At 69.5% G+C, this 25710-nt stretch carries 25 protein-coding genes and 1 pseudogene; 13 read left to right on the forward strand and 13 right to left on the reverse strand.

Translation table 11 applies throughout. The annotated features are described in order from the left end of the window. Positions 1-43: 43 nt before the first annotated feature. The 4 genes from ACIRSS_RS14620 (at position 44) to ACIRSS_RS14635 (ending at position 5307) form a co-directional block, all read left to right on the forward strand. A complete protein-coding gene (locus ACIRSS_RS14620; RefSeq protein ID WP_400894722.1) occupies positions 44-1723 on the forward strand; it encodes a PstS family phosphate ABC transporter substrate-binding protein in 1680 nt (559 codons plus the stop codon). Between the two features lie 40 nt (positions 1724-1763). Continuing rightward, positions 1764-3296 (forward strand): ATP-dependent DNA ligase, encoded by a 1533-nt coding sequence (locus ACIRSS_RS14625; protein WP_400894724.1) that lies wholly within the window; start codon positions 1764-1766, stop codon positions 3294-3296. A gap of 132 nt (positions 3297-3428) precedes the next feature. Beyond that, entirely contained in the window at positions 3429-4721 is a 1293-nt protein-coding gene (locus ACIRSS_RS14630) for a S8 family serine peptidase (RefSeq protein WP_400894726.1), read from the forward strand. Positions 4722-4866: 145 nt separating this feature from the next. Continuing rightward, a complete protein-coding gene (locus ACIRSS_RS14635) occupies positions 4867-5307 on the forward strand; it encodes a hypothetical protein (RefSeq protein ID WP_400894728.1) in 441 nt (146 codons plus the stop codon). 44 nt (positions 5308-5351) lie between these two features. Here the strand turns inward: ACIRSS_RS14635 and ACIRSS_RS14640 are convergent, their stop codons facing one another. The 3 genes from ACIRSS_RS14640 to ACIRSS_RS14650 all read right to left on the reverse strand — a co-directional run bounded on the left by ACIRSS_RS14640 (position 5352) and on the right by ACIRSS_RS14650 (position 7107). Beyond that, complete coding sequence (locus tag ACIRSS_RS14640) at positions 5352-5723, reverse strand: hypothetical protein (protein ID WP_400894730.1); 372 nt, start codon at positions 5721-5723, stop codon at positions 5352-5354. Continuing rightward, complete coding sequence (locus ACIRSS_RS14645; protein ID WP_400894733.1) at positions 5723-6070, reverse strand: hypothetical protein; 348 nt, start codon at positions 6068-6070, stop codon at positions 5723-5725. The genes ACIRSS_RS14640 and ACIRSS_RS14645 overlap by 1 nt, the downstream gene beginning before the upstream one ends. A gap of 170 nt (positions 6071-6240) precedes the next feature. Beyond that, entirely contained in the window at positions 6241-7107 is an 867-nt protein-coding gene (locus ACIRSS_RS14650; protein ID WP_400894736.1) for an NBR1-Ig-like domain-containing protein, read from the reverse strand. Between the two features lie 92 nt (positions 7108-7199). Here ACIRSS_RS14650 and ACIRSS_RS14655 point away from each other — a divergent pair, with 92 nt between their 5' ends. Continuing rightward, a complete protein-coding gene (locus ACIRSS_RS14655; RefSeq protein WP_400894738.1) occupies positions 7200-7820 on the forward strand; it encodes a Pr6Pr family membrane protein in 621 nt (206 codons plus the stop codon). Here the strand turns inward: ACIRSS_RS14655 and ACIRSS_RS14660 are convergent. Further along, the gene (locus ACIRSS_RS14660) at positions 7792-8136 is read right to left on the reverse strand and encodes a hypothetical protein (protein WP_400897609.1); all 345 of its coding nucleotides are present in this window, start codon (positions 8134-8136) and stop codon (positions 7792-7794) included. The genes ACIRSS_RS14655 and ACIRSS_RS14660 overlap by 29 nt on opposite strands. A 139-nt stretch (positions 8137-8275) precedes the next feature. Further along, positions 8276-9001: pseudogene (locus ACIRSS_RS14665) on the reverse strand (NADH:flavin oxidoreductase); the annotation flags it as partial. A gap of 96 nt (positions 9002-9097) precedes the next feature. Here ACIRSS_RS14665 and ACIRSS_RS14670 point away from each other — a divergent pair. Further along, positions 9098-9721 carry an MBL fold metallo-hydrolase gene (locus ACIRSS_RS14670; protein ID WP_400894740.1) on the forward strand — a complete coding sequence of 208 codons (624 nt, stop codon included), beginning with the start codon at positions 9098-9100 and terminating at the stop codon, positions 9719-9721. Here ACIRSS_RS14670 and ACIRSS_RS14675 read toward each other — a convergent pair. Both ACIRSS_RS14675 and ACIRSS_RS14680 read right to left on the reverse strand, forming a co-directional pair. Continuing rightward, entirely contained in the window at positions 9718-10233 is a 516-nt protein-coding gene (locus ACIRSS_RS14675; protein WP_400894743.1) for a hypothetical protein, read from the reverse strand. The two genes, ACIRSS_RS14670 and ACIRSS_RS14675, sit on opposite strands and share 4 nt — an antisense overlap. Beyond that, complete coding sequence (locus tag ACIRSS_RS14680; protein ID WP_400894745.1) at positions 10227-10694, reverse strand: DUF309 domain-containing protein; 468 nt, start codon at positions 10692-10694, stop codon at positions 10227-10229. Before ACIRSS_RS14680 ends, ACIRSS_RS14675 begins: the two co-directional genes overlap by 7 nt. 44 nt (positions 10695-10738) lie before the next feature. Here ACIRSS_RS14680 and ACIRSS_RS14685 point away from each other — a divergent pair, with 44 nt between their 5' ends. Both ACIRSS_RS14685 and ACIRSS_RS14690 read left to right on the forward strand, forming a co-directional pair. Then, positions 10739-12178, forward strand: coding sequence for a GuaB1 family IMP dehydrogenase-related protein (locus ACIRSS_RS14685; RefSeq protein ID WP_400894747.1), 1440 nt, complete (start codon positions 10739-10741; stop codon positions 12176-12178). Positions 12179-12342: 164 nt separating this feature from the next. Further along, a complete protein-coding gene (locus ACIRSS_RS14690) occupies positions 12343-14073 on the forward strand; it encodes an AIPR family protein (protein ID WP_400894749.1) in 1731 nt (576 codons plus the stop codon). 85 nt (positions 14074-14158) lie between these two features. Here the strand turns inward: ACIRSS_RS14690 and ACIRSS_RS14695 are convergent, their stop codons facing one another. Next, entirely contained in the window at positions 14159-15451 is a 1293-nt protein-coding gene (locus ACIRSS_RS14695; RefSeq protein ID WP_400894752.1) for a PhoH family protein, read from the reverse strand. Positions 15452-16176: 725 nt separating this feature from the next. On the opposite strand from ACIRSS_RS14695, the gene ACIRSS_RS14700 reads away from it, so the two are divergent. Beyond that, on the forward strand, positions 16177-16425 hold the full coding sequence (locus ACIRSS_RS14700) for a hypothetical protein (RefSeq protein WP_086683841.1): 249 nt from the start codon (positions 16177-16179) through the stop codon (positions 16423-16425). A gap of 69 nt (positions 16426-16494) precedes the next feature. Here ACIRSS_RS14700 and ACIRSS_RS14705 read toward each other — a convergent pair whose 3' ends face one another. After that, the gene (locus ACIRSS_RS14705; protein ID WP_400894755.1) at positions 16495-17271 is read right to left on the reverse strand and encodes an isoprenyl transferase; all 777 of its coding nucleotides are present in this window, start codon (positions 17269-17271) and stop codon (positions 16495-16497) included. Between the two features lie 113 nt (positions 17272-17384). On the opposite strand from ACIRSS_RS14705, the gene ACIRSS_RS14710 reads away from it, so the two are divergent. Then, on the forward strand, positions 17385-18026 hold the full coding sequence (locus ACIRSS_RS14710; RefSeq protein ID WP_400897462.1) for a hemolysin III family protein: 642 nt from the start codon (positions 17385-17387) through the stop codon (positions 18024-18026). Positions 18027-18281: 255 nt separating this feature from the next. Here ACIRSS_RS14710 and ACIRSS_RS14715 read toward each other — a convergent pair whose 3' ends face one another. After that, positions 18282-18755, reverse strand: a complete 474-nt coding sequence (locus ACIRSS_RS14715; protein WP_400894758.1) for a carboxymuconolactone decarboxylase family protein — start codon at positions 18753-18755, stop codon at positions 18282-18284. Between the two features lie 291 nt (positions 18756-19046). Here ACIRSS_RS14715 and ACIRSS_RS14720 point away from each other — a divergent pair, with 291 nt between their 5' ends. After that, the gene (locus ACIRSS_RS14720) at positions 19047-19898 is read left to right on the forward strand and encodes a DUF2382 domain-containing protein (RefSeq protein ID WP_400894760.1); all 852 of its coding nucleotides are present in this window, start codon (positions 19047-19049) and stop codon (positions 19896-19898) included. Between the two features lie 45 nt (positions 19899-19943). On the opposite strand, the gene ACIRSS_RS14725 is transcribed toward ACIRSS_RS14720, so the two are convergent. Together ACIRSS_RS14725 and ACIRSS_RS14730 are read right to left on the reverse strand one after the other, a co-directional pair. Next, positions 19944-21833, reverse strand: a complete 1890-nt coding sequence (locus ACIRSS_RS14725; protein WP_400894763.1) for an acyl-CoA dehydrogenase — start codon at positions 21831-21833, stop codon at positions 19944-19946. Between the two features lie 80 nt (positions 21834-21913). Next, on the reverse strand, positions 21914-23278 hold the full coding sequence (locus ACIRSS_RS14730; RefSeq protein ID WP_400894766.1) for a glycoside hydrolase family 28 protein: 1365 nt from the start codon (positions 23276-23278) through the stop codon (positions 21914-21916). Positions 23279-23450: 172 nt separating this feature from the next. On the opposite strand from ACIRSS_RS14730, the gene ACIRSS_RS14735 reads away from it, so the two are divergent. Together ACIRSS_RS14735 and ACIRSS_RS14740 are read left to right on the forward strand one after the other, a co-directional pair. After that, entirely contained in the window at positions 23451-24605 is a 1155-nt protein-coding gene (locus ACIRSS_RS14735) for a DUF6745 domain-containing protein (protein WP_400894768.1), read from the forward strand. A 19-nt stretch (positions 24606-24624) separates the two neighbouring features. Beyond that, entirely contained in the window at positions 24625-25068 is a 444-nt protein-coding gene (locus ACIRSS_RS14740) for a hypothetical protein (protein WP_400894770.1), read from the forward strand. A gap of 64 nt (positions 25069-25132) precedes the next feature. On the opposite strand, the gene ACIRSS_RS14745 is transcribed toward ACIRSS_RS14740, so the two are convergent. Further along, positions 25133-25690, reverse strand: a complete 558-nt coding sequence (locus ACIRSS_RS14745; RefSeq protein ID WP_400894772.1) for a hypothetical protein — start codon at positions 25688-25690, stop codon at positions 25133-25135. Positions 25691-25710 lie beyond the last annotated feature (20 nt).

The following is a 25710-nucleotide window of genomic DNA, read 5'->3' on the forward strand; positions in this document are numbered from 1 at the left end:
TAGGCTGCTGCACCTGGGGAGTCGGGGGTAGAGGAGCAGCACGGTGGGCATCGGCGCGACGATGCAGTCCCTCGCCGAAATCCTGAGCTCGGACTCCGGCAGCCTCGTCCTCGGGATCGCCGCGCTGGTCGCGATCGCCGCGCCGTTCGTCGACCGCTACTTCATCCGGCGGCGGCGGATGACGTTCCGCGTCCTCTACAACTCCAAGATCGGGCTGTCCCCGATCGACCTGCACGACGGCGAGAACGGCTCGGCGCAGGCCGACCCGCAGCTCGAACAGGTCGCGCGGCTGCTCGACCGGATGAGCATCGTCGTCATCCGGATCCACAACACCGGCGGGTTCGACATCGCGCCGGGCGACTTCGAGATCCCGCTGTCGTTCACCTTCGGCAGCCGGATCGTCTGGGACGCGCGCGTGTCCGACGCGACCGACGACGGCCTGCGCCAGCACGTCCGCGACGGCCTCGAGTTCTTCACGCGCGAGACCCCGCAACGGCCGGTCGAAGGCGTGAAGCTGTCGCGCGTGCGCGCGCTTCTGCCGAAGCGGTTCGCGGGGCTCGCCGCGGCCGAAGCACCGCCGGAGGCGCCGGAATGGCACGGCGTGCGGTTCGCGCGGCTTTCGTTGAAGCGCAAGGAGAAGTTCAAGCTGGTCGTCGTGCTACGCGAATCCGACGGGAACGACGGCGAGATCAGCAAGGAGATCGACCACCACGCGCGGCTCGCCGCCGGCCGGATCAAGGACGACCGCAAGCAGCGCCGGTTCGGCTGGCCGGTCATCACGACGGCCGTCGGGGTGCTGCTGACCGGCGCCCTGCTGGCGACGCTGCTCGTCTCGTGGTCGCGGCCGGCCGACTCCGCGCAGTGCGCCACCGGGAAGCTCTCGGTCGAGGGGTCGAGCGCGTTCATACCGATCATGGACAGCATCGCGACGGAGTACCACGGCCAGTGCGATGGCGCGGCCATCACGACCCGCGCGACCGGCAGCGTCACCGGCGTCCGCGCGCTCGCCCCGGTCGACGCGGCGGGCAAGGACGAGCTGGCGGTGCTCTCCGACGGCAAGTCCGGCGAAGCGGGCCCCGATCTGGAGGCGAAGGCCGTCGCGGTGGTCGTGTACAGCCTGGTCGTCAACCGCGCGGCCGGCATCGACAAGCTGACGACCCAGCAGGTCAAGGACATCTTCAGCGGCCGCGTGCGCAACTGGGACCAGCTGCGGCCGGGGCCGTCGGTGCCGATCGGGATCGTCGGGCGCGGGCAGGAGTCGGGCACGCGCAAGACGTTCGAGCAGAAGGTCCTCGGCGGCGCGGAGGACAAGCTGACGTCGGATTCGTGCCGCAAGCCCGAGCGCGACCCGGCCGCGGCGACCACCCGCTGCGAGCGCGGCACGACAGCCGAAGTGCTGACCGAGGTCGGCGCGGTGCCGGGCGCGATCGGGTACGCCGACGTCCCGGCGGCCAAAACAGCGGCCGCCCGCGACCAGCAGGTGACGATCGTGCAGCTCGACGGCCACTACCCCGACGTCACGACCGTCGACGCCGGGTACCGGTTCTGGACCGTCGAGTACCTGTACACGAAGGGCGTCCCGGCGAACGGGAGCGTGCTGAAGCGGTTCCTCGACTACCTGGCGAGCCCGACCGCGCGGGCCGAGCTGCAGGACGCCGGGTACACCCCCTGCGTGGCCAAGGACGGGCTGCTCGACCCCCTCTGCACCAGGGGAGACATCTAGCCGTCCGGAAATTGTCGGTGGTTCGGGTCATGATGTCCGGGTGTTGCTGAGCGAGTTGGTCCGGGCGTCCGCCGAGCTGGCGGCGACGAGGTCCAGGAAGGCGAAGATCGCCCTCCTGGCCGAAGTGCTGCGCGCCGCCGAGGTCGGTGAGCTGCCGGTGGTGATCGCGTACCTGACCGGGCAGACGGCGCAGGACCGGCTGGGGGCGGGCTGGCGCACCCTGGCCGGGCTGGGCGCGGGTGCGGTGCCGGAGCCCGTCGTCACGGTGGCCGAGGTCGACGCGGCGCTGACCGCGGCGGCCGGCGTCGCGGCGGGCACGGGCTCCGCGACGCGGCGGCAGGAGGTCCTGCGGGCGTTGTTCGAGCGGCTCACGAAGGACGAGCAGCAGTTCCTGTTCCGGCTGGTCACCGGCGAGCTGCGGCAGGGCGCGCTGGAAGGCGTGATGGTCGACGCCGTCGCGGCGGCGGCCGAGGTGCCGGCCGAGGACGTGCGGCGGGCGTTCATGCTGTCCGGGAAGCTGGGCGTCACCGGGGTCGCGGCGATGACCGGCGGGCCGGCCGCGCTGGCGGAGTTCCGGCTGACGCTGGGCACGCCGATCAAGCCGATGCTGGCGTCGCCGGCGGAGTCGCTGGACGAGGCCGTCGCCGAGCACGCCGAGGCGATCGTCGAGTACAAGATGGACGGTGCGCGGATCCAGGTGCACCGGCAGGGTGACGAGGTGCACGTCTGGACGCGGACGCTGCGCGAGATCACCGGGAGCGTCCAGGAGCTGGTCGAGCTCGTGCGGGCGCTGCCGTGCGAGTCGGTGGTGCTGGACGGCGAAACCCTCGCGCTGACCGACGCGGGGCGGCCGCGGCCGTTCCAGGACACGATGAGCCGGTTCGGCAGCACGCGCGAGGAGCAGGTCAAGGCGTTGCTGCTGCGGCCGTACTTCTTCGACTGCCTGCACCTCGACGGCGTCGACCTGCTGGACGCGCCGCTGTCCGAACGCAACGCGGCGCTACGCAAGGTCGCCGGGGCGCACGTGATCCCCGGCGAGATCGGCACTTCGCGGGCATCAGCGGTCCTGGACGCGGCGATGGAGGCCGGCCACGAAGGGGTGATGGTCAAGGACCTGGCGTCGCCGTACGCGGCCGGGCGGCGCGGGCGGGCGTGGCTGAAGGTCAAGCCGGTGCACACGATCGACCTCGTCGTGCTCGCGGCGGAGTGGGGGCACGGGCGGCGCACGGGCACGCTGTCGAACCTGCACCTGGGCGCCCGCGACCCGGACGGCGGCCCGCCGATCATGGTGGGCAAGACCTTCAAGGGCATGACCGACGAGCTGCTGGCGTGGCAGACGAGGACGTTCCAGGAGATCGAAACCCACCGCGACGACTGGACGGTGTACGTCCGGCCGGAGGTGGTGGTCGAGATCGAGCTGGACAGCGCCCAGGTTTCGACGCGCTACCCCGGTGGCCTGGCGCTGCGGTTCGCGCGGGTGGTCCGCTACCGCCCGGACAAGGACCCGGCGGACGCGGACACGATCGACACGGTCCGCGGCCTGCTGCACGGCGACCGTTCGGAAGGGAGCTGACGACGAAAGTCTTGATCACGACATCTCGCGCGTCGGCGGTGCTTTCCTCCTAAAAGGAAAGACGAAAGTCTCTTGGTGCGCGCCCGCCGATCTCGCCAGGGTGGAGTTTCCACGACTGCTGGGGAGAAAAGCATGAGACTGCGCGCTGTGGCCGGCTTGTTCGCGAGCACCACCCTGCTCGTGACCGCGTTCGCCGCACCCGCCGGTGCCTCGCCCGTGCCGAGCACGCCGGGTGCCGGGCACCAGCCGTCGAAGCACCACTTCTCGGCGGCCGCGCAGTCGTTCGTCGGCGCCGACACCGTGCAGAAGCGCGTCTCCAAGCTGGAGGCGGCGATGGCGACGCTGCCGAAGGAAAGCACCGCCTACAACGCGACGAAGCTGTGGAACGCCGGCATCACCGGCGCGGGCAGCACCGTCGCGACGCTGGTGTCCTTCGGCGACGACAAGGTCAAGCAGGTGCTCGACACCTACTCGAAGAACCACGGCTTGCCGCCGGCGAACGTCGAGGTCATCGAACCGTCCGGCGCGGTGCCCGCGTGCACCGACCCCGGCGTCGACACCGCCACCTGCCAGGGCTGGGGCGGCGAGACCGACCTCGACGTCACGATGATGCACGCCATGGCGCCGAACGCGAAGATCATCGTCGCGGCGACGCCGGTCGCGGAGACGCAGGGTTTCACCGGGCTGCCCGAAATGATGCACGCGGTCGACTACATGACCGAGCACAAGCTGGTCGACGTCATCTCGATGAGCTTCGGGACCACGGAAGAGAACTTCCCGTCGTTCGACTCGATCAAGACGCTCGACCCGGCGCTCGACCGCGCGAGCAAGGCCGGCATCACGATGGTCGCGTCCTCGGGTGACGACGGCCCGACCGGCGGCTACCTCTACGGCCCGGGCAACTACCCGTACCGGGTCGCGAGCTGGCCGGCGTCCGACCCGCGGGTCACGACGCTCGGCGGCACGCAGCTGCACCTCGACGCGAACGGCGCCCGCACCAAGGCGGACGACCTGGTGAACGTCGCCGACGACGGGTTCGCCGAGGGCGCCGGGCTGTCGAAGACGTACGCGCGGCCGAGCTGGCAGGACGGCGTCAAGAAGATCACCGGCAGCAAGATGCGCTCGTTCCCGGACATCAGCATGGAAGGCGTGCACGGCACTTCGCAGTCCGCGCCGCTGTTCGCCGGCGTGCTCGCGCTCGCGGTGCAGGCCAAGCACGGCAAGCTCGGCCAGATCAACCCGGCGCTGTACACGAAGCTGGGCCCGGCGGGCACGAAGGCGGGCATCGTCGACGTCACCGAAGGCGACAACAGCCAGGACGGCGTCGTCGGCTTCACCGCGGCGAAGGGCTTCGACATCGCCAGCGGCTGGGGCACGGTCGACGCGTCGGTCTTCGTTCCCGCGCTGGTGAAAGCACTGCGCTGACAATTAACCGAAAACGGTGTAGTTCGGTTTGTTCGACGCGTGATCGTGTAGAGATTTTTACCCACAGAACGGGAACCCCGCCGCCGCTACGATGCTGCTCCTCGGAAGCCCCGCTCACCTCCCGAGCGGTCATGGAGGAGTACAAGTGGCAAGCAAGGAACAGCTGAAAGCGGCCATCCACGCCGCTTTCGACGCGGCCGTCGCCGACGGGACGAGCTACACGAAGGTGTACGCCGCGGAAATCAAGCAAAAGAACTTCATCGTTTTCCGCACCACCACCGTCAGCAATTTCGCGGTGGGTTTCCGGCCGGGGCAGACCGACCTCGTCATCGTCCCGCTCGACGAAAAGAACGGCGCGATCACCGCGGGGACCCCGCTGACGATCACCGACGCCAACCGGGCGTCGGTCAAGAAGCGCGACCTGCAGGGCCGGTTCGTCATCAAGACGACCGACGGCCAGACCTTCCGGCTCAGCATCATCCCGTCCGTGCCGAAGCTGCTCGCCGCCAGCTACCAGCTGCCGGTCGACCAGAAGGACGAGTACGAGGCGTTCACCACCCTCCGGGACGCCCTCATCTCGGCTTGACTTCCCGCGCCCCGGTGCCGATCGGCACCGGGGCGCCGCCGGCGTCAGTAGCAGCGGTCGGACTTGATCGCGTACGTGTAGTTGTTGGAGAGGTTGGACGTCACCTCGAACCGGATCTTGTGGTAGACGGGCGGGTCGCCGAGCACGCCGTGCGAAACCGTGTGCTCCTTGCCCGGCGCGATCGCGCCGCTCCACAGGCCCTTGTCGAAGACGTCCTCGACGATCTGGACGAGCAAGCCGCGATAGTCGTGGTTGTGCACGGTGATGTCGATCTTCTGCCCGGCGCTGACCTCGACGACCTTCGTCGCGCCGCCCATCAGCGGGCCGCCGGCGCACACCTTCGTCGCGGCGGACGCGGACGGCACGGCCACCAGCGTCGCGGCCAGGGCCACCACCGGAACGATCACCTTGCGCATCAGCGGTTCCCCACCTTCGTCTTGACCACATCGGACGTTTCGGCGATGTCGATGCCGAACTTCATCGAGCCGCCGCAGTAGGCGTGCTTGCCGTTCTCGAAGTAGAGCGTCAGGTCGCCGGCGCACTCGAAGACGCGGATGTCCCAGGTGCGCTCGCCCGGCCACAGGCAGATGGCGTCCTTGCCCGCCCGGCGCATCCAGCCGTGGTACCCGGATTCGCACGTGATGATCGGATCACTCGCGGCGGTCCCCGCCGCCGGAACCGTCGCCGAAGCCGGACCGGCCGGCAGCAGGCCCGCGGCGAGCGCGGCACCCGTGACGGCCGCGACCCTCAGATACGGACGCATGGATTTCCTTCCCCTGCACGATGGATTCGCCCGGGAGATCCGGACACCGACGACGTTATGGACGCCCGCGGTGGCGGCGGAAGCCCTGCACCGGCCACACCGGAGCGAAAGTCAAAGGAAGATCGTCTTCGCAGGTCAGCGGAATGGCCAGCGGCTTCGGAAAGCCAAATTCACGGGGTGATCCGCACCGAGAAGAAGACGGCGCGGGCGTCGGGCAGCAGCAGGTGGCCTTCGGAGTCGGCCATCTTCCAGTAGACCTGGCAGTGCCCGGCGGCGGAGGGAGCCTGCACGTCGACGGAGATCCGCACGTGCTCGCCGGGCGCGGTGTAGGGCACGGGCACGCGGTCGGGGGTGCGGCACTGGTCGGGGCCACCGAACGAGCCCGAGCGGACGAGGTAGCGCCCGATCCATCCGACGGATCCGGCGTTGCGGAGTTCCCAGGTCTTGGTGAACCGGCTCCCGGCGGCGACGGCGCTGCCATCGGGAACGGTGACATCGGCGACGAACTCGGAAACATCCCCGGCAGCGGCAGGCTCATCGGGGGTGCCGCCGAACACGAACGCGAGCGCAATGACGAGGACAAGAGCGACGGCCGCGGCCAGGCCATAAGCCGCCCACCGGCGGCGGGCTGGGAATCCGGGCTCACCCGCAGGGGAACTACCTCGGGCGGCGACCTCGCCCGGCGACCCGGCCAAGGCCCCCGGCGCCTCGGCTTCCGGTTCCCGCGCCTTCTCCCACGCCCCGCGCCACTCCAGCAACACTGCCGGCTCGTCCTGGCCGAGCACCCCCACCGCCAGTACCCGCACGAACTCCCACGTCGTCTCCCAGCTGGGCAGCTGCCTTCCCCGGGCCGCCGCCGAGAGCGCCGACTTGGATGCCAGCGCCCCCAGTTCGTCGCGCATCCGGTCGTACGACGGGTCGCCCGCCGCGCGCTTCAGCTCCCACAGCCGGCGGGCGAACTCGGCGACCGGCCCGGTTTCCCCCGCCGGGCCGAGCGCGACCCGCCCGCGGCGCCCCGGCCTGCGTTCGACGTCCATCTCCGCCGACAATAGGACGCGGACCGGGTGACCGGCGCGCCTCGAACGGGTGATCCCCGCCGGTTCGTCCACAGTGGAGCTAAGCTCCCGAAATGCGCAGCGAGATGCTCACCCGCGCCTGGTTCGGGGTCACCGCCGTGGTCGCGCTGACCGGGCTCGTCAGCCAGGTCGTCGCCACCGCGACCGACGCGGGCGGCCGCGTCGCGAACCTGCTCTGCTTCTTCACCATCGACTCGAACCTGCTGGTCGCGATCACGTCCGCGCTGGTCGCGCTCGGCCTGGCCCGCGGCAGGCTGTTCACCGTGCTCTGGCTCGACGCGCTCGTCGGCATCATCGTCACGGGCATCGTCTACCAGGTCGCCCTCGCCGGCCTGTACGAGCTGCACGGCCTGTCGCTGTTCTCCGACACCATGCTGCACAAGGTCACGCCGATCCTGTTCGTGCTCGGCTGGCTCCTCGCCGCCCCGCGCGGCGTGCTGACCTGGTCCACGGTCGGGTGGTCGCTGCTCTACCCGCTGGCCTGGCTCGCCTTCACCCTGCCGCGCGGCGCGCTCACCGGCTTCTACCCGTACCCGTTCGTCGACGCCGGCGCGCTCGGCTACGGCCAGGTCGCGCTCAACTGCGTCTTCATCGGGCTGTTCTTCACCGCGCTCGCCGCGGGCGCGTTCCTCTACGACCGCCGGCTCACGCCCGCACCCGGCGGAACGCGTTGAGCCCGTCGCTCAGCCCGGCCTGGACCAGCGTCGGCAGCGCGCCGCGCCGGTCGACCGGCTTGCCCGCGGCGATCCGGTGCATCTGGCGGGTGTGCCACTGGATCTCCAGCAGGCTGTCGGCCAGCCGGACGCCGGTCTTCGGGCAAAGCCGTTCCGCGCGGACGTCGTCGCCGTCTAGCAACCTCGCCGGCAGAGCGGGGTCGACGATCAACGGCCGCCCGAGCCCGACGACGTCCAGCGCGCCCGAGCGCAGCGCCTCTTCCATCCCGTCCCGCGTCGCGAAGCCGCCGGTGACCATCAACGCGACGTCGGACACCGAACGCGCCTTCGCCGCGTAGTCCAGGAAAGTACGCTTCGCGCGCCTGCGTGCTCGCCCGTCCGGAGCCCATCATCGCGGCCTTTTCGTACGTGCCGCCGGAGACTTCCAGCAGGTCGACGCCGGTTTCGCCGAGTTCGCGCACGACCTCCAGAGACTCCTCCTCGGTGAAGCCGCCGCGCTGGAAGTCCGCGCTGTTCAGCTTCACCGCCACCGGGACGTCGTCGCCCACGGCCGACCGGACCCGCCGCGCGACCTCCAGCAGGAACCGGCGCCGGCGCACCGCGTCGCCGCCCCAGGCGTCCGTGCGCAGGTTCGTCAGCGGCGACAGGAACTGCGACACGAGGTAGCCGTGGGCGCCGTGGATCTGGACGCCGTGGAAGCCCGCGTCGACGAACGTCCGGGCCGCGACGGCGAAGCGCTCGATGATCGCTTCGATCTCGTCGCCGGTCAACGCGCGCGGAACGGCGAAGGCGGTGCGGATGCCTCGGCTGCCGAAAGGGACAGCGGACGGCGCCACCGGCTCGCGCGAGAGGTACCGCGGGCTCTGGCGCCCGGGGTGGTTGAGCTGCACCCACAGCCGCGTGTCGGTGCCCTCGACCGCGCGCGCCCACGCGCGGAAGCCGGCCGGGTCCGCGGTCGCCGTCACGTTGCGCGGCTCGCCGAGCGCGGCCGGGTCGACCATGACGTTGCCCGTGATCAGCGTCCCCGCGCCGCCGCGGGCCCAGGTGCGGTACAGCTCGTGCAAGTCCCGCGTCGGGGCGTTGCGCCGGTCGCCGAGCTGCTCGCTCAAGGCCGACTTGGCCAGGCGGTTCGGCAGCACGGCGCCGCAGCGCAGCTTCAGCGGCTCGGCCAGGAGCGTCATCGCGTCCCCTCTCGAACTTACTCGAAGTAAGGTGACGCGAGAGTAGCATACCGCCGGTATGTCATCTACCCGCCGAATGACCGTTAGGGTCGCCGCATGACGGCGATCGTGCAGAACCTGGTGACGTCCGGAACCTTCCAGCTCGACGGGGGTAGCTGGGACGTCGACAACAACGTGTGGATCGTGGGCGACGACACGGCGGTGATCGTGATCGACGCGGCGCACGACGCGAAGGCGATCGAAAACGTCATCGGCGACCGGAAACTGGCCGCGATCGTCTGCACCCACGCGCACAACGACCACGTCAACGCCGCCCCCGAGCTCGCCGCGGCCACCGGCGCGCCGATCCTGCTGCACCCCGACGACCGCGTCCTCTGGGACCGGACGCACCCGGACCGCGCGCCGGACGGCGAGCTGGAGGACGGCCAGACGATCACGATCGCGGGCACGGCGCTGCGGGTCATCCACACGCCGGGGCACGCGCCGGGCGCGGTGTGCCTGTACGCCGAAGAGCTGGGGGTGGTGTTCACCGGCGACACGCTGTTCCACGGCGGCCCGGGCGCCACCGGACGGTCCTATTCGGACTACCCGACCATCGTGAAGTCCATCCGCGAGAAGCTGTTCACGCTCCCGGAGGCGACGAAGGTCCACACGGGCCACGGCGAAGGCACAACGCTCGGCGCGGAGAAGACGGCCTCGAGCGGCTGGGACGCGGCCTAGGAAGTGTGCGTCCGGGCGACGAGGGCGAACTCCTCGATCGCCCGGTCGAACGCGGAGCTGGCCTCCCGGACGGGCGGGGGCAGGAACCTCCGGTCGAACTTCCCGTCGGTGTCGAGCTCCCACCGGGTCCGGTGGAGTTCCATCTCCTTCCGGCGGAGCTCGTCCGCCTGCTCGACCAGCTCGTCCGGGCCGCTCATCACGAGCAGCCCGTAGAACGAGCGCATTTCGGTGCGAGCCGTGTAGTACGCGTCTTCGAACTCGATCTCGCGCTGAGCGTCGGTTTCGAGCTCCTCGCCCAGTTTCCGGCGGCGGTGGATCACGTTGATGTCGACGATGTGCTTGCGCGCCCGCGTCGCGGCCTCGATCAGCCCGGCGCAGCGGTCGGCGCGGTCCTGCCGCAGCTTCGCCCGCCGGGCGGCGTTGAGCTTCAGCGGCTCGAGCAGCGCACCCAAGGTCACGCCGACCAGCGACGCCACTGCCGCAATGCCCGCGGCGCCGACGGCCGTCAGCACGTCAGCCGCGGCGCGCTCGGCGACACCCGTACGCGCTGCTTCGCCTCTTCGGCCAGCGTGAGCGCCCACTGCTGCAGGCCGGCGACGTCGATCCCGTGCGGCGGCTCGCTGCGGAACGGCTCGATGTTCGCCGCCCCGCGCTCCAGCAGGGACACCGCGCCGACGTTGTTGCCGCGGGCCGCGTGCGTCAGTCCCACCGCGAGCTGGGCCAGGCCGCGCCACAGTTCGCGGTCGGGGCCGTCGGTCGTCTTCCACGCGTCCTCGAAGACCTCGTGGGCGTGGAACGGCTTGCCGTCGTCGAGCAGCCGCTGCGCCTCCGCAAGCGTTTGCGACGGCGTTCTCGTGATGCCTTCGGGCTGGCGCTCGACGCCGTCGGCGCCGTACGGGAGCGGCCGGCCGAGGCCGTCGCGCGGCCGTGCGTTGCGTGCCCGTCCCTCGGTGTCCCGGTCGCGGCGGCTCATACCCTGAGATCCTGCCACGGGCCCAGCAGGTAGTCTGGTGACTCGTGCGTTTCCTCGACGGCCACCGGCCCGCCCACGACCTGACCTACGACGACGTGTTCCTGCTGCCGAACCGTTCGGACGTGGAGTCCCGCTTCGACGTCGACCTCGCCACCGCGGACGGCACCGGCGCCACCATCCCCATCGTCGTCGCCAACATGACCGCGGTCGCCGGCCGGCGGATGGCCGAGACCGTCGCCCGCCGCGGGGGCCTGGTGGTGCTCCCCCAGGACGTCGACACCGAAGCCGTCGCGGAGATCGTCGGCTGGGTCAAGAGCCGGCACACCGTGTGGGACACGCCGCTGGTCCTGACCGGCGGTGACGCCGTCGCCGACGCCCTCAACCTGGTCCACAAGCGCGCCCACGGCGCCGTCGTGGTCGTCGACGGCGAAGGCCGCCCGGTCGGCATCGTCGACGAAGCGGCCTGCGCCGGTGTCGACCGCTTCGCGCGGCTCGCCGACGTCGCGCAGCCCGCGACCGTCGCGGTCCCGCTGACCACGCCGTCGCGCGAGGTCTTCGAACTGCTGCACAGCCACGGCGCGAACCTGGCGCTCGGCCTCGACGCCGAGGGCCGCCTCGCGGGCGTGCTGACCGCCGTCGGCGCGCTGCGCGCGGACATCTACACCCCGGCCGTCGACGGCGACGGCAAGCTGCGCGTCGCCGCCGCGGTCGGCGTCAACGGCGATGTCGCGGCGAAGGCCGAAGCCGTGCTCGGCTCCGGCGTGGACGTGCTGGTCGTCGACACCGCGCACGGCCACCAGGAGAAGATGATCGCCGCGCTGAAGGCCGTCCGGTCGGTGTCGCCGAAGGTCCCGGTGGTCGCCGGGAACGTCGTCACCGCGGAAGGCACGCGCGACCTGATCCAGGCCGGCGCCGACGTCGTCAAGGTCGGCGTCGGGCCGGGCGCGATGTGCACGACCCGGATGATGACCGGCGTGGGCCGCCCGCAGTTCTCCGCGGTCGCCGACTGCGCGGCCGCCGCGCGCGAGCTGGGCAAGCACGTCTGGGCCGACGGCGGCGTGCGCCACCCGCGTGACGTCGCGCTGGCGCTGGCCGCGGGCGCGTCCGCGGCGATGGTCGGCTCGTGGTTCGCCGGCACCTACGAATCGCCCGGTGACCTGCGGTTCGACGAGCAGGGCCGGCCGTACAAGGAGTCGTTCGGGATGGCGTCGAAGCGCGCGGTGGGCGCGCGGACGCGGACGGACAACGTCTTCGACCGCGCCCGGAAGGCGCTGTTCGAGGAGGGCATCTCGTCGTCGCGGATGGCGCTCGACCCGCAGCGCCCGGGCGTCGAGGACCTGCTGGACTCGATCGGCTCCGGCGTCCGCTCGTCCTGCACGTACGCGGGCGCGCGCACCCTGGAGGAGTTCCACGAGCGCGCGCTGCTGGGCGTCCAGTCGGCCGCCGGGTTCGCCGAGGGCCGCCCGCTCCCCTCGGGCTGGTGACGAACCGGGAGCGGCGCGGGTGCGCCGCTCCCGGGAGTCCGTCAGCCGTGGCCCTCGAACTACGCCATTCAGGGGAAGACCGGCCCACTGAGTAACAACGCTCGACGGTGATCGACAGGACTTGACAGTCCTAGTGCAGACAACTCGAGAGAGAGCCGCCCAGCGTGAGCAAGAACCACGTGATTCTTCTGGACCAAGCACTCGCGGAGTACCAAGAGCGCAGCACTCCGCCGCTTCCAAGAGACATAGCGTTCGAGCTGCTGACCGCCGAACAGATCCTCAAGGACTACGATCTATCGCCAGACGAGATCGAGTCCGGGCGAGTCGGCGGGGCGCGCGACGGTGGTCTGGACGGCATCTACGTCTTCCTGGGCGATGCCTTACTCGCCGAGGACGATGACATCTTTCTCGAGTCGAAGTCTTCGAACGACTTCAGCCGCAACTCCCTGTTGACCCTCTGGCTCATCCAGGCGAAGAACAAGGAGTCCTTCGAAGAAACTCCCTTCGACAAAGCCCAGGCATCACTGCGCAAACTACTGGAGATCGACACCCCGGCAGCGGATCTGCTCGAGCAGTACGCCCCCGAGGTCGTGACCAGAATCCGCATGTTCACACAGGCATGGAAAAAGCTCGCCACCAGGAAGCCGCGAGTTCGGGTCCGCTTCACCTACGCCACCAAGGGTGACCGCGAGAACGCCAACAAGAACGTCCTGCTCAAGATGGAAGAGCTGCGACTCGCGATCGCGGAGAAGGTGTACGGCGCCGAGATCGAGGTCGACCTCGCGGGAGCCGAAGAACTTTGGAACCTGTACAACACCTCGCCCTCCTACAGCCTCAAGCTGCGCTTCCAAGAGAATGCGAGTCCCGGTTCGAGTCACGTCGCCTTGGTGCACCTGAACGACTACTGGAACTTCCTGGTCGACGAGAAGGGCGAACTACGGAAGCATATCTTCGACTCGAACGTCCGGGACTACCAAGGTGACGTCGAGGTCAATAAGGAGATTCGCGACTCTCTCGAAAACCCGGAGAGTCCCGAGTTCTGGTGGATGAACAACGGCGCGACGATCATCTGCTCGAGCGCGACCATCAACGGGAAGGAGTTCGTACTGGACGACGTACAGGTCGTCAATGGACTTCAAACTTCGTACACCGTCTACGAAGTATTGCGGAGCATGCCGACGGAAGCCCGGGAAGCCCAGAAGAAGTCCGTCCTGGTCCGCATCCTAGTGACAACCGACGACGCGACTAGCGACAAAGTCATCCGCGCGACGAACCGGCAAACGAGTGTGCCCGACGCCTCTCTTCGCGCCACCGACGAGGTCCAACGGAAGATCGAAGCGCACTTCTTTTCCGCGGGCTGGTACTACGACCGGCGGAAGAATTACTACCGGAACATCGGCAAGAGCGCCGACCGCATCATCTCGATCCCGCTGCTTGGTCAAGCCGTTATGGCCATCGGCCTGAGCCAGCCGAACGACTCCCGCGCACGCCCGTCCTCACTTCTGAAGAAAAATGACGAATACAGCAGGATATTCTCCGAGGAGATCCCGCTCCCCGTTTACCTCTGGATAGCTCGCCTGCAGAAGTATGTGGACAACTACCTGATGTCAGGAGCGATCCAAGTCAGCTCCAGCCAGCGAACCAACCTGCGATTCCACGTCTCCATGCTGGCGGTCGCTCGAAAGCTGGGGAAGAAGGTGAACTCGCCTCTGGAACTCAGGCGGCTGGCCGAGGCGAATGCCGAGATCGGCGAGCAGGCGGCCGAGGCGGCCTTCACAGATGTGAACGCACGCGCCGCCAGCATGGCTCGACAAAAGGGCTGGGCCCTGGACCGGACTGCGAAGAGCAAAGACCTGGTTGCACGGATTTTCGCGGAAGAGCGGTGGGGGCGGTAGCCGACTCACTGGTCACCCCAAGCACTGCACGCGGTGCGGCCCCGGGAGCGTTCAGACTCTCGTGACCGCACCGCCCGTCAGTGCGTCAGCCGTGGTCCTCCAGCATCTCGGTCACCAGGGCGGCGATCGGCGAACGCTCCGAGCGCGTCAGCGTGACGTGCGCGAACAGCGGGTGGCCCTTCAGCTTCTCGATCACCGCCGAGACGCCGTCGTGCCGGCCGACGCGCAGGTTGTCGCGCTGGGCGACGTCGTGCGTGAGCACCACCCGGGACGCCGTGCCGAGCCGCGAGAGCACCGTCAGCAGGACGTTCCGTTCCAGTGACTGCGCCTCGTCGACGATGACGAACGTGTCGTGCAGCGAGCGGCCGCGGATGTGCGTCAGCGGGAGCACCTCGAGCATGCCGCGGTCGAAGACCTCGTCGAGGACGTCCTGGCTGACCAGCGCGCCGAGGGTGTCGAACACCGCCTGCGCCCACGGCTGCATCTTCTCGCTCTCGGACCCGGGCAGGTAGCCGAGGTCCTGGCCGCCGACCGCGTAGACCGGCCGGAACACCACGACCTTGCGGTGCTGACGGCGTTCCATCACCGCCTCGAGGCCGGCGCAGAGGGCGAGCGCCGACTTGCCGGTGCCGGCCCGGCCGCCCAGCGACACGATGCCGACGTCGGAGTCGAGCAGCAGGTCGAGCGCGACGCGCTGCTCGGCGCTGCGGCCGTGCAGGCCGAACGCCTCGCGGTCGCCGCGCACCAGCCGGATGCGCTTGTCCGCCGTGACCCGCCCGAGTGCGCTGGAGCTGCCCGCGAGCAGCCGCAGCCCGGTGTGGCAGGGCAGCTCGGCGAGCTCGTCCATGCCGTACTCGACCGGGTCGACGGTGCTGCCGCCGAACAGCGTGTCGAGCACGTCCTGCTCGACGTCCACGTCCGCCATGCCCGTCCAGCCGGACGGCGTCACTTCCTGCGCGCGGTACTCGTCCGCCTCGAGACCGACGGCCCCGGCCTTGACCCGCAGCGGGATGTCCTTGGTCACCAGCGTGACCGCCGCGTTCTCCGCCGCCAGGTTGAGCGCGCAGGCGAGGATGCGGTGGTCGTTGGAGTCGGTCCGGAACCCCGACGGGAGCACCGAGGGGTCCGAGTGGTTCAGCTCCACCTGCAGCGTGCCGCCGTGGTCCCCGATGGGGAGCGGCGCGTCGAGCCTGCCGTACTGCCGGCGCAGGTCGTCGAGCATGCGCAGGGATTCCCGGGCGAACCAGCCCAGCTCCGGGTGGTGGCGCTTGGCCTCCAGTTCACTGATGACGACCAGCGGAAGCACGACAGCATGCTCGGCGAAGCGGGTGACCGCCCACGGGTCCGACAAGAGGACCGACGTGTCGAGCACGTACATGTGCTGCTGGGATTCGGGCGAGGTCGAGGCTTTCTCCGGGCCAGGAACGGCACCGGTCGAAGAGTGGCCAGAGGCCTTACGGGGCAAACGCTGCGCAGTCACGACGGCATCTCCCTCGAGGGCGTGTGCACCTCACGCCCGCACTCGCTGGGCCGGGCACCTCCCTGGCTGGACCACTCCTCCTGACCTGGTGGGTCAGTCGGCGCGGCCACGAGGGCCGGGTGCCGGCCCCCTCGTGCGTCTCGTGGGCGGCTGCGCCGCCCCCTCGATCACCGTCACGACCAGGGCCTCCCGCGAGGACCCGCACGGAACGCGTGCCCTCTCCTCGGAAGGTACCCACGAATGCGGGATCGCGCAGGGAGCCAACACGGTGATTCGCCAGATCGTCACCTCACTGTCGGTCGTCCGACATCGACGTCCAGTGACGGTCACCCTGCGTCATCAACCTCTCGATCGATGCACACACGTCGGAATGATCTTGGGAAAATTGCTGACCCGTCGTATTCACAAGATCGATTGACGCGCTTTTACCACGTTTTGTTGCGCGCCGCATTTCCCGTCGCCAAGAGAGAACCGGTCCGAGTGAAAGCGCCTGCTGCAGGCTCACACAATGGGCGTACAAGCCGCACGAGACGCCTGATAGGCGGGTAATTTTCTCACTGCGGGACACACCACCGGACCCCCGGTGCCCCGGATCCCAACAGTTCTACCTAGGAGTGTGCGAAGTGCTGAAGAAGGCTGGTTTCGTCGCGGCCACCGCTGCGGGCCTCATGATGATCGGCAGCACCGCGTTCGCCGCGACGGGCGACACGACGGGCACCCCGGACCCGACGTTCGGCGACGCGTACGCCACGTTCATCGAGGGCGGCGGCGCCCTGGGCTACGGTGCGGCCTCCCTGGTCGCGGGTGCCTACACGGGCATCGCCACCACCCCGGCGCTGATCCTCCACTCGCTGGAGCACCACCACCACTGAGTGTGGCTTGCGAAGGGCCCCGGAGTCCGCTCCGGGGCCCTTCGGCGTCTTCAGGAAACCTCAGGAACCTCAGGAACCGAAGCGGCGGTGCCGCCAGGCGTAGTCGCGCATCGCGCGCAGGAAGTCGACGCGGCGGAATGCCGGCCAATACGCTTCGGTGAACCAGAATTCCGAATGCGCGGACTGCCAGAGCAGGAATCCGGAAAGCCGTTGTTCACCCGAAGTTCGGATGATGAGGTCCGGATCCGGCTGCCCCGACGTGTAGAGGTGCTCGGAGATGTGGTCGACGTCGAGGATCTTCGCGAGCTCGTGAATGGTCCGGCCCTCGTCGGCGTGCTGGAGCAGCAGCTTGCGCACGGCGTCCGCGATTTCCTGGCGCCCGCCGTAACCGACCGCGACGTTGACCTCCATCCCGGTCCGCCCCTCGGTGCGCGCGGCGGCTTCGCTGAGTCGCTTGGCGACGTCGCTGGGTAGCAGGTCGAGCGCGCCGACGATCCGCAGCTGCCAGCTCTTGCCGGGCGCAGCCAGCTCGTCGGTGACGTCGGTGATGATCTTCAGCAGCGGCGTGAGCTCGTCCGGGTCGCGGTTGAGGTTGTCCGTCGAGAGCAGCCACATGGTGACGACCTCGACGTCCGCCTCCTGGCACCAGCTCAGGAAGTCCGCGATCTTCTTCGCTCCGGCGCGGTGGCCGTCCGAAACGTCCGTGAAGCCCGCTTCACGGGCCCAGCGGCGGTTGCCGTCGAGCATGATGGCGATGTGCCGGGGATGCCGGCCGGCGGCCTGCTGGATGAGGCGCCGGCCGTAGGCGCTGTACACGACGTCGGACAAGAACGAGCGAACACTCACGTCGAGGAAGCCTACGCACTCGGTGTGAGGCGCGTGACTCGACCGCTGACGAGGAACCTACGGTCCCGTAACCTGGGAGGGTGAGCGTGACGACGGAACCACCCGAGCCCGTAGTGGACCTCCGCCCGCGGTTGCGAGGCCACATCCACTTTTGGACGTTCTTCGGCGCCCTCGTGGCGACGGCGGCACTGGTCAGCCTGGCGGCGTCCACTGTGTCCCCCCTTGCGACGTTGTCCACGTCGGTGTACGGGTTGACGATCCTCGGCCTGTTCGGTGTGAGCGCCCTTTACCACCGTCGCTTTTGGAGCCCGCGCGCGTACAAGTGGATGAAACGTGCGGACCACTCGATGATCTTTTTGTTCATCGCGGGGACTTACACGCCGTTCACTTTGCTGGCGATGTCCAAGCCGACGGGGTACATCATCCTGTCGATCGTTTGGGGTGGGGCTGTTCTCGGTGTTGCCCTGAAGATGTTGTGGCCGCACGCTCCGCGGTGGGTCGGGGTGCCGATCTACATCGCTTTGGGGTGGGTTGCCGTTTTCGTCTTCCCTGAGCTTTTGGCTCATGCCGGGGTTGCCGCTTTGGTGTTGCTTTGTGTTGGGGGGTTGTTTTATACCCTGGGGGCGGTTTTTTACGCCGTTAAGTGGCCTAATCATTGGCCGGAGACCTTTGGGTATCACGAGTTCTTCCACGCGTGTACCGTTTTGGCTGCCGTTTCGCATTACATCGCCATTTGGTTGGCCATGTACGCCTAGCGGCTTGGCATGCCCTTCATCCCGATCTCTTCATTGTGACTACGGCCGGCAGCACCGCGTCAAGACGGGAAAGCGTGTCTTGACCCGGCGCTGCCGGCCGTGTTCTGGCTTCGGATCGGGGTGCAGGGCGGGGTCTGGATTCTGGGTGCCCCTTTTGCGCTGCCGGCTGCCGGTTTGGTCTGTTGCCCTCCGGCTTTTGGCTTCATCCTTCGTGGCTGGGGACCTCCCCCTGGACGTCCCCAGCTCGCTTTTTGCTCAGCCGAACATGCCTGGCTGGTACTCGCCCGCCGGGTTGCGGGCTATCACGTTCAGCCTGTTCCACGTGTTGATCTCCGCCACCAGGCACACCAGCGCGCCGAGCTGCTCGTCGTCGTAGTGCTTGCGGACCTGGGCCCACGTCTCGTCCGTTACCCCCGTGTGCGCGTCCGCCAGGCGGGTTCCCTCCTCCGCCAGCGCCAGCGCCGCACGCTCGGCCTCCGTGAACACCACCGCTTCGCGCCACGCTGCCACCAGCGCCAAGCGAACCGCCGTCTCGCCCGCCGCCGCCGCGTCCTTCGTGTGCATGTCCAGGCACATTCCGCAGCCGTTGATCTGGCTCGCCCGGATCTTCACGAGCTCCTGCGTCGCCTTCGGGAGGGACGACTCCTCGATCGGACGGGACGCCGCGATCAGGCGCTTGAAGAACTTGCTCGTGACCTCGTTCTCGAACATGTTGAACCGCGGTTCCATGACCGTTCCCTTCGTCGGTGTCACCCTCTTGACGACCTTCGCGACAGCGTTGTGACAGCCCTCGAAGTGGCGCCGGTCACATGCACACCTTCGCGGCATCACCCACGGTCTTGATCACCGCTTACACACGCCGCCCGAACTGCGGAAACCCGCCGTACATGGCCAGCGGACGGCGTCTCAAACCACCACTTTCCGGGGTCACCCACGGGAACACCACGACGGTTGCCGTGCTGGTCAGCGCGTTCCACGGTGGTGCTCAGCAGACACCGACACGAAAGGAGCAGCACCGCGATGGCCAAGACCATGCAGCCCCAGGAGCTCATCGACAGTGCCGTGGTCGACCCGGCCGGGAACAAGCTCGGGAAGGTCGGCAACGTCTACCTCGCCGACTCCACGCACCAGCCGGAGTGGATCACCGTCAAGACCGGCCTGTTCGGCACCAAGGAGAGCTTCGTCCCGCTCTCCGGCGCGCACACCGACAAGGAAGGCGTGCACGTCCGGGTCGACAAGGACGCCGTCTCCGACGCGCCGCGCATCGACGCCGATGGCCACCTCTCCCCCGAGGAGAGCGCCCAGCTGTACCAGCACTACGGCCTGCCCGTGCCGCGGACGTCGCCGGACGGCCGGATGGACGGCCGGGCGGACGGCCGGATGGGCGATCGGACGGGTGATCGGACGGGTGATCGGACCGGGGACCGGACGCAGGGCCGGGACCCCGCCATGGGCGGCCGCGGCCGGGCCGGCATGGACGCCGGCACCCGCGGGAAGTCCGACCAGGACGCCATGACGCGGTCCGAGGAACGGCTGAACGTCGGCACCGAACAGATCGAGACCGGGCACGTGCGGCTGCGCAAGTACGTCGTCACCGAAGAGCAGCAGGTCACCGTCCCGGTGCGGCACGAAGAAGTGCGCATCGAGCGCGAGCCGATCAAGGACGGCCGGGCCGGGGGCGACATCGGCGAGGCCGAGCAGGACGTCGTGCTGCACGCCGAGAAACCCGTCGTGCGCAAGGAGACCGTGCCGGTCGAACGGGCACGCCTGCGCAAGGAGACGGTGACGGACGAGCAGACCGTCTCCGGCAAGGTCCGCAAGGAGCAGTTCGAGGTGACCGACGACGAGGGCAAGAAGCACCGCCGGTCCTGACGAACGCTCGGGGGTGGCCGGTTCCCGACACCGGCCACCCCTTCGTCATGCCCGCAGCATCGGCGCCGCGAGGAACTGCTCCGGGATGGCGAACGCGTCCACCAAGGCCCGCGCGTGGGGACGCAGCTGCGCGCACAGGCTGTTCACCGCCGCGGTCACGGCCTTCCCGCGAGCCGCCGTCAGGCGGCCGTGGCCCAGGAACCAGGCCAGGTCCTCCTCGATCGCCGACAGGGCGTACAGGTCGCAGACGCGCTCCAGCAGCGTTCGGGCGTCCGGGTCCTCGCAGCCCTCGACCGCCGCCGCGAACGCCTCCAGCACCAGGCGCTCCACGTGGACGCGGCCCGCGCGCAGCACGTGGTCCTGCGCCGCGTTGAACACCCCGAACGGGTCCGACGCCGCCTTGCGCAGGCGCTTCGCCACACCCTCGACCACGTGCTCCTCGCGGTCTTCGAACAGCCTCAACTGCCACTCCCGGCTGAAGAAGACGTGCTCGTCGGATCCCTCCGTGAGCGACTCGAGCGCCTTGCGCACCGAGGTCCGCTCCAGGATCGCGTGGACCACCTGGTCGGTGAAGAACCGGGCCGTGGCCAGCGGCGAAAGGTCCTCGAAGTCCTGCTTGTAGCTGGTCAGCAGGCCCTTCGCGACCAGCTGCAGCAGCACCGTGTTGTCGCCTTCGAACGTCGTGAAGACGTCGGTGTCGGCCTTCAGGCCCGGCAGGATGTTCTCCGCCAGGTAGCCCGCGCCGCCGCACGCCTCGCGCGCCGCCTGGATCGTCGCCGTCGCGTGCCACGTGTTCAGCGCCTTCAGCCCGGCCGCGCGCGACTCCAGTTCGCGCTGCTCCTCCTCGGGCGCCGACGAGTCGATGTCGTGCAGCTTCGCCACCAGCTCACCCTGCGCGAAGTGCAGCGCGTACGTCTTCGCCAGCGCCGGCAGCAGCTTCCGCTGGTGCCCGAGGTAGTCGAGGATGACGACCTCGTCGCCGTCCGGCGTCATGAACTGGCGGCGCTGCTCGCCGTAGCGGACCGCCAGGGCCAGCGCGCGCTTGGTCGCGCTGCCCGCGCTGCCGCCGACGCTCACCCGGCCGCGGATCAGCGTGCCCAGCATCGTGAAGAACCGGCGGCTGTCGCTCTCGATCGGGCTCGAATACGAGCCGTCCTCGGCGACGTCGCCGAAGCGGTTCAGCAGCGCCTCGCGCGGAATCCGCACGTTGTCGAAGCTCAACCGTCCATTGTCGACACCGTTCAGGCCCGCCTTCGGGCCGCAGTCCTCGATGGACACTCCCGGCATCGGCGCGCCGGACTCGTCCCGGATCGGCACCATGAACGCGTGCACGCCCCGGGACTCGCCGCCGGTGACCAGCTGCGCGAACACGACCGCCATCCGGCCGTCGCGGGCCGCGTTGCCGATGTACTCCTTCTGCGCCATGGCGTCCGGCGTGTGCACGACGAACCCGCCGTCGGCGAAGGTCGCCGTGGTGCGCAGGTGCTGGACGTCGGAACCGTGGCCGTGCTCGGTCATCGCGAAGCAGCCGAGCAGCCGGAGGTCCATGATCTCGCGCAGGTACCGCGCGTGGTGGCGCTCGGTGCCGAGCAGCTGGACGGCGCCGCCGAACAGTCCCCATTGGACGCCGGCCTTCACCATCAGCGACAGGTCGCCGTAGCCGAGCAGCTCGAACGACGTCACCGAGCCGCCGACGTCGCCACCGCCGCCGTACGCCGGGTCGAAACCCAGACCGGGGCGGTCGGTTTCGGCGAGCGCGCGCAGCTGGTCGAGCACCTGGGCGCGGTGGGCTTCGACGTCGAGGTCCACCGGGTCGCGGAACTCCGCGCCGGCCATCTGCGCGCGGACCCCGCGGCGCAGCTCGGCCCAGCGGCCGTCGAGGACGGTGGTCAGCGCGTCCGGGTCCACCTTCGAGGGCACTTCGGGAACGTCCACGGCTACCTCCGGAAAGGACTGACGGCAGGCTTCCTACTCGTTGGTAGTAAGCCTGCCGCAGCCGCGCCGATCGCGCAGGTTCAGATGGGCTTGCCGTTGACGGTCACATTGGTGAACTTGGCGTTGTCCACGTACTTCAGCGTGTTCGACGTGTCGGACACGCCCTCAAACGTGGAGTTCGCCACGGTGAACCCGTGCACGTGGGCGTTCGAAAGCCCGCTGACGTCGAACGTCTTGCCCGCGATCTTCGTGCTCGAGCAGTTGCTGATCGTGAACGGCCCGAACGACGGGACGTAGCTCCCGGTCTGACTGTTGTAGGTGGACGTCACGTACACGAAGTTCCGCGCGAAGGTGCCCGAGACGCTGTCGAGGTTGATGTTCTCCGAGAACCCGCCACGCAGCGTGTTCGACTTCACGTACAGCGCGAACTTCGTGTCACCCTTCACGGTGAGCTTGTACGCGTAGACGTTGCGGATCCCGCCGGTCTGCTCGCTGCCGCAGGTGATCGCGCCCCAGTTGCCGTTCATCACGCAGTTCACGACGACGAGGTTCTGGCACGGGACGTTCACCCGCCGCCCGTCGGCGTCGCGGCCGGACTTGATCGCGATGTTGTCGTCGTGCGCGCCGAGGGTGCAGTTCGCGATGACGACGTGGTCGCACGACTCGGGGTCGCAGCCGTCGGTGTTGGAGTGCGCGGTGCTGGGGTCGGTGCTGACGCCGTCGACGGTGACGTTGCGGCACAGCGTCGGGTGCAGCTGCCAGAACATGGAGTTCTTCAGCGTGACGCCTTGGATCAGCACGTTTTCGCACGCGTACGGCTCGACGAACGCCGAGCGCATCGTGTGCCCGGACCCCGGCACGACCCGCTTCTCCGGCGGGGTTCCCTTGGCCACCAGCGTTTCCAGGTACGCGCGGTCGCTGCCCTTGTTCCACGACGACGTGGCGGCGGCGTCGAGCGTGCCGCTGCCGGTCAGGCCGATGTTCTTCTGCCCGTAGGCGTAGATCATCGGCGAGCGGTTGACGCATTCGATGCCTTCGTAGCGCGTCAGCACGTTCGGGAACTTCGAGGCGTCGCCGCTGAACTTGAGCACCGCGCCCTTTTCCAGGTGCAGGTCGACGTTGCTCTTCAGCTGGATCGCACCGGTGAGGAAGGTGCCGCTGGGTACGACCACGTGGCCGCCGCCGGCCGCGGTGCACGCGTCGATCGCCTTCCCGATCGCCGCGGTGTTGTCGGTCTTGCCGTCGTTCTTCGCGCCGTAACCGGTGATCGGGAAGCTCCGGTCCGGGAACGTGGGGATGGTGGTGGCCGCGACGATGTCGTTCGCGGCGGGCCACGGGAGCGGGGGAACGTCGACGCGGTAGCGGCGCGCGAGCGGGATCGCCGGTACGAGGGAAACGGCCAGCGTGCCCTTGATCAGCTGCCGCCGGGTGAACCTGCCGTCCATGGACGCCTTCCTTCGAGGGAAAGACCAGTGCGACGGCGGAACCACGGCACGGACCGTGGGCACGACGAACTCTAAGCGCGAACGCGGCTCCGGGTCCAGGCTTGCGCGGCCGGCGAAAAAGCTGTCATGATCGGTGCATGTCGATTCGAAAGGGCGTGCGCGCCCTCGCGCGTTGAGCGCCTCGCGACGGCCCGGCCGTCGCTTCCCCGGACCCGAACTGTGGTCACGAGCTCTCGAAATCCGCGATGACTGGCTGCGCTGTGCGCTGAGCACCGAAGCGGCCGACCGTCCCGCCGCGGAGGCGGCCATCAGCCGGCTCTACGAGCTGGCCGGCGCGTCGCCGCCGACGTTCACGTGGGTGGGTTCCCCGGCTGCCGCGGTCGAGCTGGTGTCACCTGGGCAAGCGCTTTCCCTGGGCGGCGACCAGCCGGTCGAAGCGCGGCTGGCGACGCGGGTCCGCTCCCTTTGGCAGCGGCTCGACCAGCGGACCGGCGGCTGGCGCGACCGGTACCGGTCGCCGGACCGGCCACCACCGGACCCGGTGCGCGTCCCGTTGCGGGCGTTGCTGAACAACGGGTTGGGCGCCGCGCTGCAGCGGTCGATCCTGGACTCCGTCGCCGGTGCCGTGCGGGGTGAGCTGTCGAAGCGGGCCGGGCTGCGCTGGCACGGCCAGCAGGAAGCCCATTGGATCGCTCGGTACGACCTGCACCGCCGGGTCGACGGCGTCGAGTTCGCCCCGGAAGACGCGTTCGAACTGGATCTGTGGGCCACGCTCGCGCGGTCGTGCGGCTGGTGGTGGCCGCGGGAGGGCGTTTGCGTCGTCGCCGAACGCCCGCTCGTCGTGCACACCGAGCGCGTCGACGACGACTACGGCGAAGTCCGTCTGCACCACGCGAACGGCCCCGCGATGGCGTTCCCCGACGGCTGGACCGTGCACGCGTGGCACGGGACGCGGGTGCCGTCCTGGGTGATCGAGGCGCCGTCGGCCGAGCTGATCGTGGCGGAGCTCAACGTCGAGGTGCGCCGGTGCGCGATCGAGCGGGTCGGCTGGCCGGCGTTCATCGCCGACGCCGGGCTCGAGCTGCTCGGCCGCGCCGCCGATCCCGGCAACCCCGGCTGCGAACTGCGGCTCTACGACGGGCCGACCCAGCCGTGGCACGCTCCGGCCCGCTTGCTGCTGGTGGTCAACGGCTCCGTCGAACGCGACGGCACGCGCCGCCACTACGGGTTGCGCGTGCCCGCCGAAATCGACCATCCCCTCGACGCCGCCGGCTGGACGTACGGGCTCACCGGAGCCCAGTACGCGCGGCTGGTGCGTCGGACTTGAACTCACAGAGGTGATTCCCATGCATTTGGCGGAACTGCTCGACCGGACCGGCCTCGACGTCCTGGCGCACTTGGACCGGCAGGTCGACGTCCCGGTGATCGACGGCCTCCAGGCCCAGGGCGACCTGATCGTCGTCCCGGAGGCGATGACCGGTGCCGTGCGCACCCGCGACGGCTGGCACTCCCTGCCGGCGGAAGGGGCCGAACTCGTCCGGGGCGGTGACGGGACCAACCCGCACACGCTGGTCGGCTCCTGCGAGCTGACGGTCCAGGTCGCCGACCCCGAACGGCTCGCGGTAGCGCTGCTGCACAACGCCGGGCCGGTGTACCTCGTGCACCCGGAACACGGGGCGACGGGCATCGCGCCGGGGTACTGGCTCGTCCGGCGGCAGCGGGAGGCCGGGGCTTCCCGGCGGCTCGGGATGTCCGTGCACGAGGGCGGGACGGTGCTGGTCGCCGACTAGCAAGCCGGCTGCCGGGTTCGCGGGGTGCCACCGAGGGGGCGGCACCCCGCGAGTCCCGGCACGCTCACGCCAGGTCGGGGCCCTTGGAGCGCAGGTCGTCGACCTTGCTCATCGCTTCCCGCAGCTCGCCCAGCCAGCTGTCCGCGTGCTCGCCGACCAAGCGGACCGCCCAGGCCAGCGCGTCCGAGCGGGACCGCGCCACGCCCGCGTCCACCAGCGTGTCCAGGACCAGCCGCTCCGGCTGGCGCAGACGGGTCATCACCGGCGCCGAATGCGTCGTGAACAGCGCCTTCGTGCCGCCCAGCCGCGCGCCCCACGCCACCTTGCGCTGGTAGCGGTGCTCCGCCTGCCTCGCGATCTCGATGCGCTCGTCGCGCGTCTCCTCGCGGTAGCGGCTGATGCGGCCCTCTTCGGCCGCCGCGCGGGCCGCGTCGTCCGCGTACTCCTCCGTCAGCGCCGGGAGCTCGCCCACCACGATGATCTCCTCGCGGTCGACCGTCACCTCCGGGGCACCGGTGAACCAGCCGTCAGGCAGGCGCCCGCCGAACCAGGCCGCCGCGTCGTCCGCCGGGGGTACTTCGGCCTGCTGCCAGCCCCGGCTGCCCTTCCAGCCTCGTCCCATGTCCGCCACCTCCGCGATTA

The sequence above is a fragment of the Amycolatopsis sp. NPDC101161 genome, from assembly GCF_044768185.1.
Classification (GTDB): domain Bacteria; phylum Actinomycetota; class Actinomycetes; order Mycobacteriales; family Pseudonocardiaceae; genus Amycolatopsis.

Excerpts from the sequence above, each read along its gene's own strand:
- ACIRSS_RS14745 (WP_400894772.1), bottom strand. The coding sequence starts at position 25,690 with ATGGGACGAGGCTGGAAGGGCAGCCGGGGCTGGCAGCAGGCCGAAGTA.
- ACIRSS_RS14715 (WP_400894758.1), bottom strand. The coding sequence starts at position 18,755 with ATGGAACCGCGGTTCAACATGTTCGAGAACGAGGTCACGAGCAAGTTC.
- ACIRSS_RS14680 (WP_400894745.1), bottom strand. The coding sequence starts at position 10,694 with ATGAGCCGCCGCGACCGGGACACCGAGGGACGGGCACGCAACGCACGG.
- ACIRSS_RS14670 (WP_400894740.1), top strand. The coding sequence starts at position 9,098 with ATGACGGCGATCGTGCAGAACCTGGTGACGTCCGGAACCTTCCAGCTC.
- ACIRSS_RS14720 (WP_400894760.1), top strand. The coding sequence starts at position 19,047 with ATGGCCAAGACCATGCAGCCCCAGGAGCTCATCGACAGTGCCGTGGTC.
- ACIRSS_RS14695 (WP_400894752.1), bottom strand. The coding sequence starts at position 15,451 with ATGTACGTGCTCGACACGTCGGTCCTCTTGTCGGACCCGTGGGCGGTC.
- ACIRSS_RS14740 (WP_400894770.1), top strand. The coding sequence starts at position 24,625 with ATGCATTTGGCGGAACTGCTCGACCGGACCGGCCTCGACGTCCTGGCG.
- ACIRSS_RS14630 (WP_400894726.1), top strand. The coding sequence starts at position 3,429 with ATGAGACTGCGCGCTGTGGCCGGCTTGTTCGCGAGCACCACCCTGCTC.
- ACIRSS_RS14645 (WP_400894733.1), bottom strand. The coding sequence starts at position 6,070 with ATGCGTCCGTATCTGAGGGTCGCGGCCGTCACGGGTGCCGCGCTCGCC.
- ACIRSS_RS14730 (WP_400894766.1), bottom strand. The coding sequence starts at position 23,278 with ATGGACGGCAGGTTCACCCGGCGGCAGCTGATCAAGGGCACGCTGGCC.
- ACIRSS_RS14655 (WP_400894738.1), top strand. The coding sequence starts at position 7,200 with ATGCGCAGCGAGATGCTCACCCGCGCCTGGTTCGGGGTCACCGCCGTG.
- ACIRSS_RS14640 (WP_400894730.1), bottom strand. The coding sequence starts at position 5,723 with ATGCGCAAGGTGATCGTTCCGGTGGTGGCCCTGGCCGCGACGCTGGTG.
- ACIRSS_RS14650 (WP_400894736.1), bottom strand. The coding sequence starts at position 7,107 with ATGGACGTCGAACGCAGGCCGGGGCGCCGCGGGCGGGTCGCGCTCGGC.